Raw genomic sequence first — 19,296 nt, 5'->3', positions numbered from 1 at the left:
ATTCTGACTGGATATGGCGCCGAACCTGCGTCGATCTTGCGATGGTCCTGCGCTCCCGTGCTACTCGGTCAACGGCCACCCGCCGACGACCGTAAAGCGCAACGGCAGTGATCCTGCCCGGATCCTGTCATGCTCTGGACGGTGTCATGTAATCCATGACGCTCTGGACGTGGCAATGACAAGCACAAGCCGCCAACGCGCCGGATCGGCCGCTGGCGACACGTACATACAGGGTGAAACATGTCCAAACTCTCCCATGCACAGTGGTCATCGAAGATGGCCTTTATCCTGGCAGCCACCGGTTCGGCGGTGGGGCTGGGCAATATCTGGCGCTTCTCCTATATGGTAGGGGATAGCGGGGGCGCGGCCTTCGTGCTCATCTATCTGGCCTGCGTGGCCCTGGTCGGTCTGCCGATCCTGGTCGCCGAATGGCTGATCGGCCGCCGTGGCCAGAAGAACCCGATCAACTCGATGCTCGACCTGGCGCGTCAGAGCGGTCGTCTGCCAGCCTGGGCACTGGTCGGGGTCAGTGGCGTTCTGGGTGCCTTCCTGATTCTTTCCTTCTACAGCGTGATCGGCGGCTGGTCGCTCTTCTATACCCTGGGTTCGGTCACCGGAAAGTTCACGGGCATGGACTCCGAGGGCGTCGGCGCCATCTTCAGTGGTCTGCTGGGTAACGCCACCGCCTTGACCCTGTGGCATACCGCCTTCATGGCGCTGGTGATCTTTATCGTGGCTCGCGGCGTGACCAAGGGCCTGGAAGGTGCCGTCAAGACCCTGATGCCGGCACTGGTTATCCTGATGGTGGTGCTGGTGATCTATGGCATGACCACCGGTCACTTCGGTGAGGCCATGGCCTTCATGTTCAGCCCCGACTGGAGTGCGATCAACGGTGAGGTAGTGCTGGCCGCCATGGGACAGGCCTTCTTCACCCTGTCGCTGGGCATGGGCATCATGCTGGCCTATGGCTCCTATCTGGGTGAGGACGTCAGCCTGATCAGCACGGCACGCACGGTGATCATTCTGGATACCGCCATCGCGCTGCTGGCCGGCATGGCGATCTTCCCCATCGTCTTCGCCAACGGCCTGAGCCCGGGCGAGGGGCCGGGGCTGATCTTCGTCACCCTGCCGCTGGCCTTCGGCAACATGGCATGGGGTACCCTCCTTGGCCTGGCGTTCTTCCTGCTGCTGACCTTCGCCGCCCTGACCTCGGCGATCTCGCTGCTGGAGCCCACGGTGGAACTGCTCGAGGAGCGTACGAAGCTGTCTCGTGTCGCGGCCACCCTGGTGGCCGGTGTGGCGGTCTGGGTGCTGGGTATTGCGGCGCTGATGTCGTTCAACGTCTGGGACGAGTTCCTGATCCTGGGGCTGAACGTCTTCGACTTCCTGGACACCCTTACCAGCAAGTTCATGTTGCCGCTGACCGGCCTGGGCGCGATCCTGTTCGTGGCCTGGCGTCTCGACCGTGACAGTGTGATCAACGAGCTGGGGCTCTCGGCCGGTCAGGCCCAGGTGTGGCAGGTGGTGTCTCGTGTGGTGGCACCGATCGGGGTGGTCGTGGTGTTCGTCTACGGCCTGGTCTAGGCTCGCCGACCATCACGGTACCGGCTTCAAGCCCTGACGAGCCCCGCCCTGGCGGGGCTCGTTGCATATCGTGGTGTGACGTCAGTGCATGGCGTCTTCGGTGAGCTCGGCTTCTGGCAACTCGGCGATCTCCCGAGCCAGCTGCTTGAACTCGCTGTGGAGCTCGATGCCACGCCGGGCGCGCAGGTGACGCTGGGCGGCGGTGCGGGTCCGCTCTTCGTGCTCATGGACTTCCATGCTCATGAAGATGTCGAGAAGTTCACTCTTCAGGGAGGTTAACCGTTCGGTCTTGTGCATGATCGACTCTCTCCTTGGACGCTACGCGACACTGCATTTATTACTATACATCACTTGACAGAATGATGACGGCGTGAGTCTTTTTCTTATGACGCTGCCTCAACGCTCCCCGAGCGGAGGCACACTGCACATATGGCTCCGCCTTGGGGCATACTGTCGTTGGATACCATGAGTCAGATACCATGATCGTTCGTCATCGCATTGCGGTGGCCAGCCAAGGAGTTCCGTGTGAGTCGTGCCCTGTTCGATGAGATGAGACGCCGCATGGAGCACTTCCGCCGCTCCGAGCAGAAGGTGGCGCGCTTTGTGCTGCGCAACCCCGAGGAAGTGATCCATATGCGCATCGTCGACCTGGCGACCGAAGCCAAGGTCAGCGAACCGACGGTGGTGCGCTTCTGTCGGGCGCTGGGCTGCAATGGCTTCCAGGACTTCAAGCTCAAGTTGGCGCAGATGCTGGCGACCGGCAGTCAGTTCGCCCAGTTCTCGATGAACGACAGTGATTCGGTGGCGGAGTTTTCTCACAGCATCTTCGACTCCACCGTGGGCACCCTGCTGTCGGTGCGCGACCGCCTCGACAACGAGGCGCTGAGCAAGGCGATCAATGCCCTGGCCATGGCCAATCGGGTCGAGTTCTACGGCTTCGGGGCCTCCGGCGCGGTGGCCTTCGATGCCCAGCACAAGTTCTTCCGCCTGCAGATCTCCACCGCCGCCTATGCCGACCCGCATATGCAGAACATGTCGGCGGTGACCCTCAACGAGGGTGACGTGGTGGTGGCAATCTCCCAGACCGGCCGCACCCGGGCGCTAGTGGCCAGCGTGCGTCTGGCACGGGAGGCCGGTGCCACGGTGATCGGGCTGTGCCCCGATGGTTCGCCGCTGGCCGAGGAGGTGACCCTGCCGCTCTATATCGACGTTCATGAGGACACCGAGATCTACACACCCATGAGTTCGCGCATCGCCCATCTGGTGCTGGTCGATGTACTGGCCGTGGGCGTGGCCAAGACCCGCGGTCCCAAGCTCGCCGAGCAGCTTCGTGAAGTGAAGAAGAGCCTGACACCGCTGCGTTTTCCGGAGCAGGACGGCAAGCCCTAGGCCTGCGGCCAGCGACAAGCTTCAAGGCGCGAGCTACAAGGAACCCCCTTGTGGCTTGCAGCCCGGGACGAAGACTGACTTGCCCCTTGCCCCTTGCCCCTTGCCCCTTGCCCCTTGCCCCTTGCCCCTTGCCCCTTGCCCCTTGCCCCTTGCCCCTTGCGGCTATGCTAAGCTGTTCGCCCATTTTCCGAGCAGCGATGCCTTCCCATGGACGACGTCACGGCGATCCTCGACCACCTGAATGCCGCCCAGCGCGAGGCGGTCAGCGCCCCCCAGGGCAATATGCTGGTGCTGGCCGGGGCCGGCTCCGGCAAGACCCGGGTGCTGGTGCAACGCATCGCCTGGCTGATTCAGGCCGAGGGGCTCTCTCCCTATGCGGTGCTGGCCGTGACCTTTACCAACAAGGCGGCCCGCGAGATGCGCACGCGCCTGGAGGCGCTGGTAGGCACGTCACTGCGCCATGTCTGGGTCGGCACCTTCCACTCCATCGCCCATCGTCTGCTGCGCACCCACTGGCAGGATGCTCGCCTGCCCCAGCATTTCCAGATCATCGATAGCGATGACCAGCTGCGTCTGATCAAGCGACTGATCAGGGAGAACGACATCGATGACGAGCGCTTCCCGCCCCGTCAGGTGCAGTCGTTCATCTCCGGCTGCAAGGAGGAGGGGCTACGCCCCCATCAGGTCAATGTGCATGGCGATGCCTACCTGGGCCAGATGGTCGAGCTCTTTGATCGCTATCAGCTGACCTGCGAGCGTGGCGGCCTGGTGGACTTCGGCGAGCTGCTGCTGCGTAGCCTGGAGCTGCTGCGTGACAATCCGGCGCTACTGGCCCACTACCAGCAGCGCTTCGCCCATGTGCTGGTGGATGAGTTCCAGGATACCAATACCCTGCAATACGCCTGGCTCAAGCTGCTGACCGGCATGACCACACCGATGACCGTGGTGGGTGACGATGATCAATCGATCTACGGCTGGCGTGGCGCCCGTGTGGAGAATATTCGCCGCTTCGAGCGTGAGTTTCCGCAGACCAAGACGGTGCGCTTGGAGCAGAACTACCGCTCCACCAGTGCCATCCTCGAGGCCGCCAACGCCCTGATCAGTCACAATGCCGAGCGCATGGGCAAGACGCTATGGACCGCCGGCGAGCGCGGCGAGCCGATCTCGGTCTACAGCGGCTTCAATGATCTGGACGAGGCGCGCTTTATCGTCGACACGCTGCGCGAGCGGGTCGAGGAGGGTGTCAATCGCCGTGAGATCGCCATTCTCTACCGCTCCAATGCCCAGTCGCGGGTGATTGAAGAGACCCTGATTCGCCAGGGAGTCCCCTATCGTATCTATGGCGGTCATCGGTTCTACGAGCGTCTGGAAATCAAGAACGCCCTGGCCTACCTGCGACTGCTGCTCAACCGCGATGATGATGCCTCCCTGGAGAGGGTGATCAATGTGCCGGCCCGAGGCATCGGCACACGTACCGTGGAACTGCTGCGCCAGCGTGCTCGCGAGGGGAGCGTCTCGCTATGGCAGGCGCTCCATGATGGCCTGGTCGACGGCGCCCTCAAGGGGCGTGCCGGCACTGCCCTGCAGGCCTTCGCCGATCTGATCGACACTCTGGACAACGATGGCGCCGGCCTGGCGCTCCACGAGATCATCGACCATGTGATCGCGCGTACCGGGTTGCTCGAGCACCATCGCAATGAAAGGGGAGAGAAGGGGCAGGCGCGGGTCGAGAACCTCGAGGAGCTGGTCACCGCGGCCAGGGCCTTCACCCAGGGTGACGCCTTCGATGCACCGGAGGCCGGCGAGGGTGCCACGGCGCTGGAGGCCTTCCTCTCCGAGGCGGCGCTCAACGCCGGCGAGCATGAGGCCGACGAGTTCGAGGATAGCGTTCAGCTGATGACCCTGCACTCTGCCAAGGGTCTCGAGTTCCCGGTGGTGTTCATCGCCGGAGTGGAGGAGGGGCTCTTTCCCCACCGCATGTCGGCGGAGGAGCCAGGCCGCCTGGAGGAGGAGCGCCGCCTCTGTTATGTGGGCCTGACCCGCGCCATGCGCAAGCTCTATCTGACCCATGCCGAGATTCGCCGGCTGCATGGCAAGGAGACCTTCCAGCGCGCCTCGCGCTTCCTGCGCGAGATTCCCGAGGAGTATCTTGAGGAGGTGCGACTGCGCGGCCAGGTGTCGCGGCCGGTCACTGCCTCGCGGCCCACCGGGCTTCGCCAGAGCGGGGTCAACGGCGGCGATGACCTGCCCTCGCTCTCCCTCGGGCAGCGAGTCAGTCATCCGGTATTCGGGGAAGGGGTGATTCTCAATGCCGAGGGCGAGGGTCCCCGGGCGCGGGTACAGGTCAGCTTCGCTGGAGAGGGGGACAAGTGGCTGGTGTTGGGCTTCGCCAAACTGACGCCGCTGTGACCCTCAAGAGCGCATGACTTTCCGTTGACGTTCACTGCAGGCTTATGGCTTGTGAGTGTGTTCACGTCTGGAGCATACTGCCAGGCGGACACAGCCGCGCGACAGGCGCGGCACTCGCATAATAATCCGTACGGAGTGATGCCTGCATGCAACGTCGCAAGTTCTTGACCACCCTGGGTGCCGGCGCCGCCGGTGTGGTCGCTGCCCCCTTCGTCTCCACCGCCAAGGCCCAGGAGACCATCACATGGAACATGGTCACCTCCTGGCCCAAGAACTTCCCGGCCCTGGGCACCGGTGCCAACGAGTTTGCCAAGCGCGTCGAAACGCTCTCGGGCGGGCGCATGCGCATTCGCGTGCATGGTGCCGGTGAGCTGGTGCCGGCGCTTGAAGTGTTCGATGCCGTGGCTGCCGGCACCGCCGAGATGGGACACTCCGCGGCCTACTACTGGCGTGGCAAGGTCGCGGCATCACAGTTCTTTACCGCCGTGCCCTTCGGCATGACGACCCAGGAGACCAACGCCTGGCTCTATTACGGCGGTGGCCAGGAACTGTGGGACGAGATCTACGCCAAGCACAACCTCAAGCCCTTTCCGGTGGGTAATACCACCACCCAGCCTGGTGGCTGGTTCAAGAAGGAGATCAACTCCCTGGAGGATCTGCAGGGGCTCAAGCTGCGTCTACCGGGCCTGGCCGGCGAGGCAATGAACCGTATCGGTGTCACCACCGTTACCATGCCGGGCTCGGAGATCTTCACCTCCATGCAGACCGGTGTGCTGGATGCCGCCGACTGGGTCAGCCCCTACAATGATCTGGCCTTCGGCCTTCACCAGGTAGCCGACTACTACTACACCTCGGCCTGGAACGAACCCAGTGCGATTCTCGAGGGTACCGTTAACCTGGATGCCTGGAATGCCCTGCCCGACGACCTCAAGGCGGTGGTGACCGAGGCGGCTCGGGCGTCCAATCTGGCGATGATCAGCGAGTTCACCTTCCGCAATGCCCAGGCTATGGATACCCTGGTCAACGAGCATGGTGTCAAGCTGCGTATCTTCCCCGAGGATGTGATGAAGGCGCTCTATGAAGCCTCCCAGGAGGTGATCGTCGAACAGGTCGAGAGTGACCCGGACTCGAAGAAGGTTCACGACTCCTATGTCGCCTTCCAGAAGCTGGTACGGGCGTCCAACGATGCCGGCGAGTTCGCCTATCTCAAGGCACGTGAGGCGGTGCAGTCCTGAGGGTATGATGCCTGGCGAGAGGGCCCGATAGGCCATGGCCTCTGGCGGATGCCACTGAACTGACGTGAATCGGCGATTATCTGCCAGGGGTTAGAGAAGGGAGCGGGGGCGCCGATGGTGCCCCCGCCTTGCATTGGTGTCAGGGCTCAGGTCTCGCGACGCACCGCGCGGATGCGGCCATTGTCATCCATGGCCACCATCACGAAGCGAGCCTCGGTCACCTTGTGAAGCTCGTCGGGGTTGCGCTCGTGGGGCTGGCGTATCCATACCTCGACATCGATGCGAATGGAGCTATGGCCGATCTCCACCAGGCGGGTGAAGATATTGACCGTGGAGCCAACCCGCACAGGACACAGGAAGTCCATTGATTCGATCGCCACGGTAGCAGTGCGACCGTTGGCTTCCCGGTCTGCGGCCAGCTCGGCGGCCTGATCCATATGGGCGACCAGCCAGCCACCGGCGATATCGCCGTGGAGATTGGTGTCCTGGCGGCTGGCCAGCAGCTTGAGAGTCAGCTCTCCCCGTGGACGCGGGCTGTCATCGAGGTCTGTCATGGAGGTGTCATCATCCTGGCTTGTTATTGGGGGGGTGAGACCGGTCCCATGGTAAACCCGGTCTCGCTTGCCCTCCAGCCCCGCATGACCGGTGGCAGGGAGATGGTAGCGAGAAGGTGCTGCACAGATTGTTCGACGGGCTGCGGGGTGCGACTCCACAGTCGACCCTGAACGGTGGGATAGCATGAGCATAAGACGTCAGAGAAAGAGGAGATTGCATGGTCTCGCTCGATGAGCGATGGGGGCAGTGCTGGATGGCTCTGCTGCTCGGCATGCTGCTGGCCTTGTTGGCGCCACGCTTGGCGGCGGATGAGATTATCGGACCGCTGAGTGCGGTGGGGTCGGATACCCTGGCGGGCCCCATGCTGCATTGGGGGGATCGGCTGGTCGAGCGCCATCCAGGGGTGCGCCTGCAGCTTCAGGCCAGTGGCTCATCAAGCGCTCCGGCCGCGCTGACCGCTGGCACCGCGCGCCTGGGCGCGATGTCGCGACCCATGAATGATCTGGAACGCCAAGCCTTCATCGCCCGCCACGGCTATCCTCCTGTGGAGCTGAAGGTGGCTCGCGATGCCCTGGTGGTCATCGTGCATCGCCATAATCCACTGGAGAGCCTCGGCCGTCGGGAGCTGGATGCCATCTTTTCGGAGTCGCGTCGCTGTGGTGCCGAACACGGGGTTGAACGCTGGTCCCAGCTGGGGGGCATGCTGCCGGGGGATCGTATCGTGCTGCATGGACGCAACGTCGCCTCGGGGACGCATGATCTGTTTCGCAGGCGTGCCCTGTGTGGTGGCGATTTCCGGGTACGCCTCAACGAGCACCCCGGCTCGGCGGCGGTGGCGGCGGCGGTGGCCGCCGAGCCATCGTCCATCGGCTTCGTGGGCCTCAATCATCTGACCGCCGGCGTCAGGGCGCTTCAGCTCCATGACCCCCAGGGCCGGGTCGTCTCACCCACGCCTCGAGCAGTACGCCGCGGCGACTACCCGCTGTGGCGTTACCTCTATCTCTACCTGAACCTGCCCCCCGGCAGCGCGCTGACGGCCCCGGAGCATGCTTTCCTCGAACTGGTGTTCTCCCCGCAGGGCCAGGCGGTGGTCGAGGAGCTGGGCTTCGTCACCCTGACCGAGGAGCGGCTGATGCAGCAGCGCGACTGGCTGGCTTCGCTGCCGATGGCCGAGTAGCGCTGTCACGCGACTGTCATCGTTCTGTCGTAAAGTGGTGTTCCTGCTCCTGTCTTCCGCGCCTGATGAGTGGCCATGATCGACCCTCGCCCGCATCCCTCCCTGCACCTGCGTCGTCGCCGCCTTCGCGACCGCCTGGCGACCCTGCTGATCACCGCGGGGGGCATCGGCGTGCTGGTATCGGTACTGGCCATCGGGGTGTTTCTGGCGCTGGAGGTGATACCGCTGTTTCTGGGGGCGGATGCCCTGGATACCGATGAGCTGTGGCGCCCTCAGCCGGTGGAGGGGGCCGTCGAACCCCGGCATCGCTGGCGGCCTGAGCCCCTGGGGGAGGCCAGTCCGGCGCATTACGGCATGCTGCCGCTTGCCTGGGGCACGCTCAAGGCCGCGCTGTGGGCGCTGCTGTTTGCGGTGCCCCTGGCGCTGGGCGCCGCGGTGCATTCGGCGCTCTACATGCCGCGTCGCCTGCGGGCCCGGCTGAAGCCTACCCTGGAGCTGATGGAGGCCATGCCCGGGGTGGTGGTCGGTTTCGTCGCCGGCCTGCTGCTGGCGCCCTGGGTAGAGCGGCACTTAACCGCCACCTTGCTGCTGGTGATGACCCTGCCTCTCGGGGTGCTGCTGGCAGGAGGAGTGAGGGGGTTGTTGCCGGCGCCACTGGGGAGGCGGCTGACCCTTGGCTGGGCGGGAGTGTGGCTGATGCCCTGGCTGCTGATGGTGGGAGCCATCACCCTGTGGCTGGCGCCCTGGCTCGAGGCCGCGCTGCTGGGGGGAGATCTGCGTGGCTGGCTCGCCGCCACCCTGGGCCTGGACTATGCGGCGCGCAATGCCATGATCGTCGGTGTGGCCATGGGCTTTGCCGTGATCCCCGGCATCTATGCACTGGCCGAGGATGCCTTGAACGGGGTGCCCGACAGCCTCGCCGAGGGTGCCCAGGCACTGGGTGCCACCCGCTGGCAGACGCTCTGGCGGGTGGTGCTGCCCGCGGCCTCACCGGGCATCCTGAGCGCGGTGATGATCGGCGCCGGCCGGGCGGTGGGCGAGACCATGATCGTGCTGATGGCCAGCGGCAACACCGCCCTGATGACCATGAACCCCTTGGAGGGGCTACGCTCGCTGTCGGCGACCATCGCCATCGAGCTGTCTGAGGCCGCCGTCGGCGGTACCCACTACCGGCTGCTGTTCCTGGCCGCGCTGGTCTTGTTTCTCTTTACCTTTCTGGTCAATACCCTGGCCGAGGTGATGCGTACTCGCCTGCGGCGCCGCTATCAGCGCCGGGAGGGGGGAGCATGAGAAGGACGTGGCGCCGCCATGGTGAAGGCCCTTGGCCCTGGCTGGCCGCCGGCAGTGTGGCGCTGTCGCTGCTGATGCTGCTGGCTCTGCTGTTGCTGCTGGCCACGCGTGGGCTGGGCCATTTCTGGCCCGCCGAGGTGGCCGTGGTGACGCCTCACGCCGGCTCGCCCTTCGCCGGCATCGCGGTGCGTGAGGAGGCGATCCCCGGCGACACGAGGCGTGAGCGCCTCTACTTCACCGCCAACCGGGATCTGGAGGGTGGCCGCTGGCGCTGGGTCGAGCTGGGGGAGATCGCCAGGATCGACTACCCAGCCGAGCTGGTGATGATGGAGCGCAGCCGCTGGGGCGATCTTGTCGGTCGGTTGGTGGCGCTCGAAGGGGAGGGAGAGAGCCATGTCGGCGAGGCCGCCTGGCCCGCCCTGCAGGCGCGACTGAGGGCCCTGGAGAGGCTGCGCGACGAGCGCGACCGTCTGCGTGACGAGGTGGTGATGCCTCTGGTTCGACGCCTCGAGACCGTCGACAGCGACGAGGTTCGTGCGGCGCTGGCCGCGGCCAATGGGCGAATCCGTGAGCTTCAGGCGACCATGGGCGGCGCTACCCTGATAGTGGAGAGCGCCGACGGGCGGCGCGTCGAGCAGCCTCTGGAGAAGGTACTACGTGCCTGGCGGCCCAACGCCATGACGCTGCTCGACAGAGTGGTTGCCTGGGGAGAGGGCGTGTGGCGCTTTCTCTCCGAGGGGCCACGCGCCGCCAACAGCGCCGGAGGGGTGTGGCCGGCGATCTTCGGTACCATGTTGATGGTGCTGCTGATGTCGCTGGTGGTGACCCCCTTCGGCGTGCTGGCCGCCATCTATCTCAATGAGGTGGCCCATCAGGGAGCGCTGACTCGCATCGTGCGCATCGGCGTGCGTAACCTGGCGGGGGTTCCCTCCATCGTCTTCGGGGTGTTCGGGCTGGGGCTGTTCGTCCATGGCATCGGCGGGAGCCTGGACGAGTGGTTCTTCAGCGAACGACTGCCATCCCCTACCTTCGGCACCGGCGGCCTGCTGTGGGCCTCCCTGACCCTGGCACTGCTGACCCTGCCGGTGGTGATCGTGGCCACCGAGGAGGGGCTGGCGCGGGTGCCCGACCATCAGCGGGAGGGAGCCCTGGCACTGGGTGCCACCCGGATGGAGATGCTGACCCGAGTGGTGCTGCCGATGACGCTGCCCGCCATGCTGACCGGCATGATCCTGGCCGTGGCCAGGGCCGCCGGCGAGGTGGCGCCCCTGATGCTGGTGGGGGTCGCCAAGCTGGCCTCCCGGGTGCCGGTGGACGGCGACTTCCCCTTTCTGCATCTTGAACGCAAGTTCATGCATCTTGGCTACCATATCTACGATACCGCCCTCCATGGCGATGATGTCCAGGCCGCCATGCCGCTGGCCTTCGCCACGGCACTGCTGTTGGTGCTGGTGATCCTGCTGCTTAACCTGACTGCAATATTTCTGCGCCATCATCTGAGGCTGCGTCATGAGGTGCCGTCGCGCGTCTAGCGGTGGCCCCGAGGAGAATCTGTCTGGTGTCCGTTTTCATGTCGTCATCCGCCGCAAGAGGGCCGATCATCGACTTCGCCGCCTCCGAAAGCTGCCTGGAGATCAACGGGTTGAGCCTTGCGTATGGCGACAAGCCGGCGCTACGCGATCTCACCCTGCGCGTGCCGCGCCAGCGGGTGACGGCCTTTATCGGCCCATCCGGGTGCGGCAAGTCGACCCTGCTGCGTGCCTTCAACCGACTCCACGATCTCAACGAGGAGGTGGTGCGGTGCGGCGAGATTCGTCTCGAAGGGCAGGATATCCACGCCCCCGAAGTGGAGGTAGCGGAGTTGCGGCGCCGGGTTGGCATGGTCTTCCAGGCGCCCAACCCCTTCCCGATGTCGATCTATGACAACGTGGCCTTCGGTCTGCGCCTGCAGGGGGAGCTGCGCAGGCGTCAGATGGACGATAGCGTCGAGTGGGCACTGCGCTCCGCGGCACTCTGGGAGGAGGTGAAGGATCGCCTACGGACCTCGGCCTGGGCGCTTTCGGGGGGCCAGCAGCAGCGCCTGGTGATCGCCCGTACCCTGGCGGTTCAGCCCGAGGTGCTGCTGCTCGACGAACCGGCCTCTGCCCTGGATCCCATCTCGACGCTGAAGATCGAGGAGCTGATCGGCAATCTGAAGTCGCGCCTCAGCCTGGTGCTGGTCACCCACAACATGCAGCAGGCGGCACGGGTCTCCGATTTCACCGCCTTTCTCGAGCAGGGCGAGCTGGTGGAGTACGGTCCCACCCAGACGCTGTTCACCCATCCGCGCCTCGCGCGCACCGAGAACTACATCACCGGGCGCATGACCTGAAGGGTCCGGCCCCAAGGAGAGTCCCATGGACATCAGCAGCGATATCCACAGCCAGCACATTTCCCGTCAGTTCAATCAGGAGCTCGAGGAGCTCAAGACCCAGCTGATGGCGATGGGGGGGCTGGTCGAGAAACAGGTCCAGGATGCCGTGGCGGCCCTGCTCGAGGGGGATTCCGCACTGGGCCGTCGGGTGGTCGACAATGATCGCACGGTCAACGATATGCAGATCAGGATCGATGCGGAGTGCACTCAGGTCCTGGCGCGACGACAGCCCACCGCGTCCGACCTGCGTCTGGTGCTGGCGGTGATCCGCGCCGCCTCCGATCTGGAGCGCATCGGCGACGAGGCGAGCAAGATAGCCCGCAACTCCTGTGAGTTGATCGAGGGCGATAACGGCAGCCGCGGCTTCGTGGAGGTACGCATGATCAGTGAGCATGTGCGACGCATGGTGCGCGATGCGCTGACCTCCTTTGCCAGGCTCGATACCGAGCTGGCGCTCAAGCTGGTCCACGAGGATGAGCAGGTCGACAGCGAGTACCAGAGCGCCATGCGCTCGCTGATGACCTTCATGATGGAGGATGCACGCTCGATCTCGTCGGTGCTCAGTCTGATGTGGATCCTGCGTGCCCTGGAGCGCATCGGCGACCATGCCAACAACCTCGCCGAGTATGTGGTCTATCTGGTCAACGGCATGGATATCCGCCATACCGCGCCAGATGACCTGAATGCCGAGGCCATTGTCCGCAGGGGTTGACCATCGCCGGTGTTTCGTCGTCAATAACGCAGCCCCTTGATCTCGACCGCTGCAAGAGACGCTGAAATGCTTGATGCCTTCACGGCCCTGTCCCGTGGTACCCGCCTGGTCTACGGTGCCGGCCTGCGCCGCTATGTGTTTGCCCCTATCGCCGTGAACCTGCTGGTCTACGTCGCCATGCTGTGGTTCGTGCTGGCCAATTTCGGCAGCTGGCTGGACCACTGGATGAGCCTGGTACCGGGCTGGCTCGCCTGGCTGGAGTGGTTGATCTGGCCGCTGTTCGTGGTCAGCCTGGTGCTGGTGGTGTTCTTCACCTTTACCCTGGTGACCCACCTTGTCGCCGCGCCCTTCTACGGCTTTCTGGCCGAAAGGGTGGAGATCGAGGCCACCGGCCGGCAGCCGCTGGATGACCGGGGCCTGACGAGAACCGCACTGGATGCCCTGTGCCGCGAGCTGGTCAAGCTGGTCTATATTCTGCCGCGCATGGCGGCGCTGTTCGTGCTCAGCTGGATTCCCGTGGTCAATCTGGTGGCCCCGCTGCTCTGGGCACTATTCTCGGCGTGGATGATGGCGATCACCTATCTCGACTACCCCATGGACAACAACAAGGTCAGCTTCGCCGAGATGCGACGTCGCCTCAGGGCGCGCTGGTGGCCGACCATGACCTATGGGGGCGGGGTGACCCTGATCACCTGGATCCCGCTGGCCAACCTCTTCCTGCTACCCGGGGCGGTGGCCGCCGCGGTGCTGATGTGGGACGGCCACTATCGTGACCTGCCCGCCGACCTGCCGACCCGTCGCTGAGGTTGCGTCAGGTCGCACTCGTTTCTCCCTCCAACCGGGTGGCGGGGAAGCAGCAGTGAAAGGTGGTGCCCTGGCGCGGCCGTGAGTCGATCTCCAGGCGGGCGTCGTGGCGCAGCAGCACGTGCTTGACGATGGCCAGGCCGAGGCCGGTTCCGCCGGTCGCCGTGCTGCGCCCCTTGTCGACCCGATAGAAGCGCTCGGTAAGGCGCGGTACATGCACCGGGTCGATGCCTTCGCCGTCGTCGACCACCTCCAGGTAGGCGCCATGGTCGGGCCCGGGGCGCCAGCTCAGGGTGATATGGCTGCCTTCGGGGGTGTAGCGCACGGCGTTGAAGGCCAGGTTGGAGAGGGCGCTGCGAATCTCCTGTTCACTGCCCACCAGGGCGCGAGGCTCCTTGAGCTCTACCCGGATGGTGTGGCGACCGCCGGATAGTGCCTCGGCATCCCGCTTTACGCTCTCCAGCAATCTGACCATGTCCAGCGGGGCATGGTCGCTTCCGCTGCGGTCGATCTCCAGCCGCGAGAGCAGCAACAGGTCCTGGACCAGGTTCTGCATGCGGGTGGTCTGCTCCTGCATCTGGCCGAGCCCCCTGGCGAATCGTGGGGGCAGCTGGTCGGCGAAGCTGGCGTAGGTCTCCAGGTAGCCGGCCAGCACGGTGAGAGGGGTGCGCAGCTCATGGGAGACATTGGCTACGAAGTCGCGGCGCATCTCCTCGAGGCGATGCAGGCGAGTGATGTCGCGTGCCATCAGCAGCCGCTCGCCATCGCCATAGAGGGTGATCTGAAACTCCAGGACGGTCCGCTCGTCGATGGGGGAGGGCAGGGTCAGGGGGTCGCGGTAGTCGCGAGCATGGAAGTATTCGACGAAGCGCGGGTCGCGCAGCAGGTTGGTGATATGGTGGCCACGATCATGAGACGCTTGCAGCCCCAGCAGCCGTGACGCCGCGCTGTTCCACCACTCCATGTCGCCGTGGCGGTCGAGCATGACCACACTGTCGCGCATGGCCTCGGAGGACTCCTGAATTCGCCCCAGGGTACTGCGCAACCGCTCCTGGGCGATACGCTGGACCTTCTGGTAGCGGTAGAGGCGGTCCATCAGGTCACCCCATAGCCCGGCTGCCGAGGGCGGCTCGGCCTGGCTGTCATGGGTCAGCCAGTGGTGAAGACGACGCAGCTGATAGAGGTGGTAGACAAGGCTCAGTGCAAGCCCCAGGGCCAGGCCGGCCCACTGCTCGCCCAGCGGCCAGCCGACCGCCAGACCGAGGCCGGCGAGTAGAAGCAGGCGCCCTAGCTCGTGCTTCCAGAGCCTCACGTCAGCCCTTGGCGGAGAACCGGTAGCCGGTGCCACGCACCGTCTGTACCAGGTGCTGGTGACGCTCGCCTAGCGCCTTGCGCAGGCGACGGATATGCACGTCGACGGTGCGCTCCTCCACGTAGACATTGCCGCCCCACACCTGATCGAGCAGCTGGCTGCGGGTGTAGGCGCGTTCCTGATGGGTCATGAAGAACTGCAGCAGGCGATACTCGGTAGGACCCACGCCCAGTTCCTGCCCGTCGGCGCTGACCCGATGGCTGACCGGATCGAGCCGCAGGCCATCCACCTCCACCGCCTCCTCGACACCATGGGGCGTTGCCCGGCGCAGCACGGCCTTGAGACGCGCCACCAGCTCCCGAGGGGAGAAAGGCTTGGTGATATAGTCATCGGCGCCGGCCTCGAGCCCCTGGATCTTGTTGTCCTCCTCGCCCTTGGCGGTAAGCATGATGATCGGCAGTTCGGCGGTGGTCTCGTCGCGCTTGAGGCGCCTTGCCAGCTCGATGCCGCTGGTGCCGGGCATCATCCAGTCGAGCAGCAGGAGGTCGGGCTGGTGGTCGACGATCATGGCATGGGCGGTCTGGGCGTTGTCCGCCTCGAGCACGCGATAGTTGGCCATCTCCAGCGCCATGGCGATCATCTCGCGGATAGGCGCTTCATCATCGACGATCAGTACGGTCTTGGCGGTCATCCTGAAGCCTCGGGTCAATGACGGGTCGATGTCGAGTAGATCACGATATTATGACACTGACGTGACAGGCCGGCCCGCACCGGAGGCCCAGCTACTGGACGCCTGGCCACAGGCTCAGGGCGATGCCCGCGAACACCAGCAGACCCGACCAGTAGTTGTTGAGGAAGGCCCGGAAGCAGGACTCGCGCTCGCGCTCGCGGATCAGCCAGTGCTGCCAGACGAAGGTGGCCGCCATGGCGAGCAGTCCCAGCCAGAAGAAGCCGCCCAGGGCGAGCCGTGTGCCGGCCCAGGCCAGCAGCAGCAGCGTGACGATCTGCAGCAGGCCGATCATGAAGCGGTCGGCACTGCCGAACAGCACCGCGGTGGACTTGATGCCGACCTTCAGGTCGTCGTCGCGATCGACCATGGCGTACTGGGTGTCGTAGGCGATGGTCCACATCACGTTGGCGGCGAACAGCAGCCACGCCTCGACGGGCACATGGCCCAGCACCGCGCCGTATGCCATGGGGATCGCCCAGGAGAATGCCGCTCCCAGAAACAGCTGCGGCAGATGGGTGTAGCGCTTCATGAAGGGGTAGATGAAGGCCAGTATCACTCCACCGATGGAGAGCAGCACCGTGAACAGGTTGGTGAACAGCACCAGCACGAAGGCGCCCGCCACCAGCATCAGAAACAGCGCCTGGGCCTCTCCCTCGCTGATCCGCCCGGTGGCCAGGGGGCGGTCGAGGGTGCGCTTGACGTAGCCGTCCACATGGCGATCGGCGTAGTCATTGATCACGCAGCCGGCGGCACGCATCAGATAGACGCCGGCGATGAAGATCAGCAGCAGGCGACGGCTGGGCAATCCCTCGGCGGCGGTCCACAGCGCCCACAGGGTAGGCCACATCAGTAGCCAGGTGCCGATGGGACGATCGAGACGTGTCAGGCGCAGGAAGTCGGGGAGTCGGGCCAGGCCCGTGGGGCGCATCAAAGAGCGATCCATCTCTACCTCGTGGCGGGTGGGAACAGCAAAGCCTAGCGCGAAGGCAGGCCGAGGTCATCCGCCATGGCGTCGAGGAACCACTCCTGCACCAGCACGCGGAAACCGCCGTGGTGAAATACCGAACGGCGCCCCCAGGGCCCGTGTGCCTCATGGAAGCCTGCCGGGTCACGGGTGACCTCGATCTCGCCGCGCTCGAGGTCGGGCTGGCGGAACAGCCAGCTGCCCAGAGAGCGCTCGCCGAGATGCGCCAGGTCGTGGGCGGGCAGGCCTTCGAGCGGGGCCACAGAGCGTGCCACTACCCAGGGCGTTTCGCCCAGGCATAGGGCGACCTCGCGCTGCCAGGCCTGGCGGCCCGTGGGCAGGCCCAACGCCTGTGCCTCGTCGCGCCGCAGCGCATCGGTGCGCTGGTCGATCAGGTGGACCCGAAAGGGGCGCGGACGACCCGCTTCGGTGAGGCGCAGGGTCAAGGAGTCCCGCGAGCCTACCCACCGTCGCCAGGCCGGACTCATGGCGGGGCGGATGGCGGCCAGGGGTAACCAGCGCACGGGGCCATGCTTGGCGTGGGATCGGGAATCGGACACCGCGGACTCTCTGTCCATCCATGGGGACGGGTAGTGTACCATGCACAACCACCACCCATCCTCGACGAGGAGACCCATGAGTGCCCCCCTGACCATTCTCGGTAGCGGCATGGCGGGCCTTGGCCTGCTGCGCCAGCTGCGTGCCCTGGACAAGGAGCGGTCGGTGACCCTGATCACTGCCGACAGCGGTGATGACTACTCCAAGCCGCTGCTCTCCACCGGCTTCACCAAGGGGCTGCCACCCGAGCGGCTGGCGGCTCGTGATGCCCTGGCGGTGGCAGAGTCGCTGAATGCAGTGGTGCGCACCCAGACTCGCGTTGACGCCATCGATACCGACTCCCGCACCCTGCATATCGGTGAGGAGCGGCTGGCCTACGGCGAGCTGGTGCTGGCGACCGGAGCGTCGCCCATGACGCCCTTCGAAATTCCAAAATCCCTGGCCGGTCGAGTGATGACGGTCAACGACCTGGATGATTATCGGGCCTTCCACGCCGCGATAGGCGCCCTCGGTCGCCCTGCCCGAGTGGCCATCATCGGTGCCGGCCTGGTGGGTTGCGAGTTCGCCAACGACCTGCTGGCGGGCGGCCACCGGGTGACCCTGATCGCGCCGGAAGCCGCACCACTGCCGCGGCTGCTCCCCGAGCCGCTGGGCCGGGTGCTGGGTGAGGCGTTTCGAGAGTCGGGCATGGGACTGTCCTTAAGCACCGGCGTCGCCGGGCTGGGGGACCAGGGCAGCGATGTCATCGTTGATCTCGACAGAGGTGGGTCGGTGGTGGCCGATCTGGTGCTGCTGGCGACGGGGCTGCGGCCCCGCACGGCCCTGGCCGAGAGGGCGGGGCTCGAGGTCAGCCCCGCGGGGATTCAGACCGATCGCCAGATGGCGACATCGGCGCCGGGTGTGTTTGCCCTGGGGGATGTGGCCTGCGTTGAGGGTGTCAATGCCATGTATGTGCAGCCGCTGCAGGCCGGCGCCAAGGCGTTGGCGAAGACGCTTGCCGGCACGCCTACGTCGGTGCGTTATGGCCCCTGGCCGGTGCTGGTCAAGACGCCGTTGCTGCCGGTGGTATCGCTGCCGCCCCCGTATCCTCCGGCACGTTGGCGCATCGAGGGTAACGCTTGGGACTTGACCGCACTGGCCGAGGCCGAGGACGGACGTTTGATCGGATTTGCGTTGACAGGAAGCTGCGTGCGTCGGAAAGTCGAGCTGGCGCGGGCTGCGCCGGCGTTGCTAGGCTAGGTCGGCGTTAGTAGCCCCAGGGCTGCCCTAGTCTGTCTTTCGACGCCGCTCGCTTTTCGCCCGGTGAGACAGCCAGGTGAACGGCGAGCGTCGTCTGCCATGACAATAGACCTCCCGACCGAGGTGTCGGGATCCAGTGTCAATACCAGGAGGGTTGTATGCGTAAGCCAGAACTCGCAGCGGCGATAGCCGAACGTGCCGATCTATCCAAGGACAAGGCGAGCCAGGTGCTCAATGTCATTCTCGACGAGATCACCGGGAGTGTCTCCCAGGGGCAGGATGTCACCCTGATCGGCTTCGGTACCTTTGTCGTGCGCGAGCGTGCCGCGCGCACCGGCAAGAACCCCCAAACCGGTCAGCCGTTGAACATTCCGGCCAGCAAGACCGTGGCCTTCAAGCCGGGCAAGGGCCTCAAGGACGCCGTGGCCAAGTAATTCCAGGATAAACAACTCCAGGAAGTGCAACTCCAGGAAGTGCAACTCCGGGAAAGTGCCCCCGAACGCCTGGCTCCTTTCTGGTGCCAGGCGTTTTCCCCCATATTTTCCAGGGATCCGGTGGTGATGATATGAAGCTGAAACTGATGCTCTGGGTGCTGGGTTGGCTACTCAAGCGCGCCTTGCGTCGCAAGGCGCGCTTCCGCGAGCTCCTCAACGAGATGGGCCATCTCGACTGGGGGGTGGCCACCGAGGATCTCGCCATTGCTCGCCACTACCGCATGTCGCCTCGTGGTATCGAGCATGGTCGCGGCCTGCCGGTGGATCTCGACCTGGAGCTGCGCTTCGAGGATTCCACCACCGCGCTTGAGGTGCTGCGCAAGCCGAGCCAGCAGGTCTTTCTCGACGGCATGATGGAGGGCCGTGTGCGCCTGGTGGGTGATGCCAACGACCTGCAGCGCCTGCAGAAGTTGCTGCGCCACCTCTGACAC

19 protein-coding genes are annotated in these 19,296 nt (G+C 65.1%); 13 read left to right on the top strand and 6 right to left on the bottom strand.

All coding sequences use genetic code 11. From position 1 onward, the window contains the following. The first annotated feature begins 240 nt into the window (after window positions 1-240). On the top strand, window positions 241-1,584 hold the full coding sequence (locus GRB80_RS11490) for a sodium-dependent transporter (RefSeq protein ID WP_161423671.1): 1,344 nt from the start codon (window positions 241-243) through the stop codon (window positions 1,582-1,584). Between the two features lie 81 nt (window positions 1,585-1,665). Here GRB80_RS11490 and GRB80_RS11485 read toward each other — a convergent pair whose 3' ends face one another. Further along, window positions 1,666-1,881: a PA3496 family putative envelope integrity protein gene (locus GRB80_RS11485; RefSeq protein WP_132044663.1), complete on the bottom strand. Its 216-nt coding sequence runs from the start codon at window positions 1,879-1,881 to the stop codon at window positions 1,666-1,668. 228 nt (window positions 1,882-2,109) lie between these two features. Between GRB80_RS11485 and hexR the strand changes: the two genes are divergently transcribed. The 3 genes from hexR (at window position 2,110) to GRB80_RS11470 (ending at window position 6,617) form a co-directional block, all read left to right on the top strand. Beyond that, window positions 2,110-2,973, top strand: a complete 864-nt coding sequence (gene hexR / locus GRB80_RS11480; RefSeq protein ID WP_132044665.1) for a transcriptional regulator HexR — start codon at window positions 2,110-2,112, stop codon at window positions 2,971-2,973. Between the two features lie 207 nt (window positions 2,974-3,180). Next, entirely contained in the window at window positions 3,181-5,382 is a 2,202-nt protein-coding gene (gene uvrD, locus GRB80_RS11475) for a DNA helicase II (protein ID WP_161423670.1), read from the top strand. Window positions 5,383-5,528: 146 nt separating this feature from the next. Beyond that, window positions 5,529-6,617: a TRAP transporter substrate-binding protein gene (locus GRB80_RS11470; RefSeq protein ID WP_161423669.1), complete on the top strand. Its 1,089-nt coding sequence runs from the start codon at window positions 5,529-5,531 to the stop codon at window positions 6,615-6,617. Window positions 6,618-6,763: 146 nt separating this feature from the next. Here the strand turns inward: GRB80_RS11470 and GRB80_RS11465 are convergent, their stop codons facing one another. Continuing rightward, window positions 6,764-7,171 (bottom strand): acyl-CoA thioesterase, encoded by a 408-nt coding sequence (locus tag GRB80_RS11465; protein ID WP_161423668.1) that lies wholly within the window; start codon window positions 7,169-7,171, stop codon window positions 6,764-6,766. Between the two features lie 218 nt (window positions 7,172-7,389). Here GRB80_RS11465 and GRB80_RS11460 point away from each other — a divergent pair, with 218 nt between their 5' ends. The 6 genes from GRB80_RS11460 to cysZ all read left to right on the top strand — a co-directional run bounded on the left by GRB80_RS11460 (window position 7,390) and on the right by cysZ (window position 13,568). Further along, a complete protein-coding gene (locus GRB80_RS11460; RefSeq protein ID WP_237561979.1) occupies window positions 7,390-8,349 on the top strand; it encodes a PstS family phosphate ABC transporter substrate-binding protein in 960 nt (319 codons plus the stop codon). Window positions 8,350-8,424: 75 nt separating this feature from the next. Then, window positions 8,425-9,639, top strand: coding sequence for an ABC transporter permease subunit (locus GRB80_RS11455; RefSeq protein ID WP_161423667.1), 1,215 nt, complete (start codon window positions 8,425-8,427; stop codon window positions 9,637-9,639). Continuing rightward, window positions 9,636-11,171 (top strand): phosphate ABC transporter permease PstA, encoded by a 1,536-nt coding sequence (pstA, locus tag GRB80_RS11450; protein ID WP_161423666.1) that lies wholly within the window; start codon window positions 9,636-9,638, stop codon window positions 11,169-11,171. Before GRB80_RS11455 ends, pstA begins: the two co-directional genes overlap by 4 nt. Window positions 11,172-11,209: 38 nt before the next feature. Continuing rightward, entirely contained in the window at window positions 11,210-12,010 is an 801-nt protein-coding gene (gene pstB / locus GRB80_RS11445; protein ID WP_202597214.1) for a phosphate ABC transporter ATP-binding protein PstB, read from the top strand. A gap of 25 nt (window positions 12,011-12,035) precedes the next feature. Beyond that, on the top strand, window positions 12,036-12,764 hold the full coding sequence (gene phoU, locus GRB80_RS11440; RefSeq protein WP_161423665.1) for a phosphate signaling complex protein PhoU: 729 nt from the start codon (window positions 12,036-12,038) through the stop codon (window positions 12,762-12,764). A 66-nt stretch (window positions 12,765-12,830) separates the two neighbouring features. After that, window positions 12,831-13,568: a sulfate transporter CysZ gene (cysZ, locus tag GRB80_RS11435; RefSeq protein ID WP_161423664.1), complete on the top strand. Its 738-nt coding sequence runs from the start codon at window positions 12,831-12,833 to the stop codon at window positions 13,566-13,568. Between the two features lie 7 nt (window positions 13,569-13,575). On the opposite strand, the gene phoR is transcribed toward cysZ, so the two are convergent. From phoR to GRB80_RS11415, 4 genes are all read right to left on the bottom strand, one after another. Beyond that, entirely contained in the window at window positions 13,576-14,880 is a 1,305-nt protein-coding gene (gene phoR / locus GRB80_RS11430) for a phosphate regulon sensor histidine kinase PhoR (RefSeq protein ID WP_161423663.1), read from the bottom strand. A 1-nt stretch (window position 14,881) separates the two neighbouring features. After that, the gene (phoB, locus tag GRB80_RS11425; RefSeq protein ID WP_161423662.1) at window positions 14,882-15,571 is read right to left on the bottom strand and encodes a phosphate regulon transcriptional regulator PhoB; all 690 of its coding nucleotides are present in this window, start codon (window positions 15,569-15,571) and stop codon (window positions 14,882-14,884) included. A gap of 91 nt (window positions 15,572-15,662) precedes the next feature. Further along, on the bottom strand, window positions 15,663-16,553 hold the full coding sequence (gene ubiA / locus GRB80_RS11420) for a 4-hydroxybenzoate octaprenyltransferase (RefSeq protein ID WP_161423661.1): 891 nt from the start codon (window positions 16,551-16,553) through the stop codon (window positions 15,663-15,665). 32 nt (window positions 16,554-16,585) lie between these two features. Continuing rightward, window positions 16,586-17,134 carry a chorismate--pyruvate lyase family protein gene (locus GRB80_RS11415; protein WP_309663561.1) on the bottom strand — a complete coding sequence of 183 codons (549 nt, stop codon included), beginning with the start codon at window positions 17,132-17,134 and terminating at the stop codon, window positions 16,586-16,588. A gap of 76 nt (window positions 17,135-17,210) precedes the next feature. Here GRB80_RS11415 and GRB80_RS11410 point away from each other — a divergent pair, with 76 nt between their 5' ends. The 3 genes from GRB80_RS11410 to GRB80_RS11400 all read left to right on the top strand — a co-directional run bounded on the left by GRB80_RS11410 (window position 17,211) and on the right by GRB80_RS11400 (window position 19,293). Then, entirely contained in the window at window positions 17,211-18,371 is a 1,161-nt protein-coding gene (locus GRB80_RS11410; RefSeq protein WP_161423660.1) for an FAD-dependent oxidoreductase, read from the top strand. A gap of 158 nt (window positions 18,372-18,529) precedes the next feature. Then, window positions 18,530-18,805 (top strand): HU family DNA-binding protein, encoded by a 276-nt coding sequence (locus tag GRB80_RS11405; RefSeq protein ID WP_132044689.1) that lies wholly within the window; start codon window positions 18,530-18,532, stop codon window positions 18,803-18,805. Window positions 18,806-18,936: 131 nt separating this feature from the next. Further along, on the top strand, window positions 18,937-19,293 hold the full coding sequence (locus GRB80_RS11400) for a hypothetical protein (protein WP_161423659.1): 357 nt from the start codon (window positions 18,937-18,939) through the stop codon (window positions 19,291-19,293). Window positions 19,294-19,296: the final 3 nt, after the last annotated feature.

The organism is Halomonas icarae (assembly GCF_009901955.1).
Taxonomy (GTDB): Bacteria; Pseudomonadota; Gammaproteobacteria; order Pseudomonadales; family Halomonadaceae; genus Halomonas; species Halomonas icarae.
This window is presented reverse-complemented; position numbering and strand designations above follow the sequence as displayed.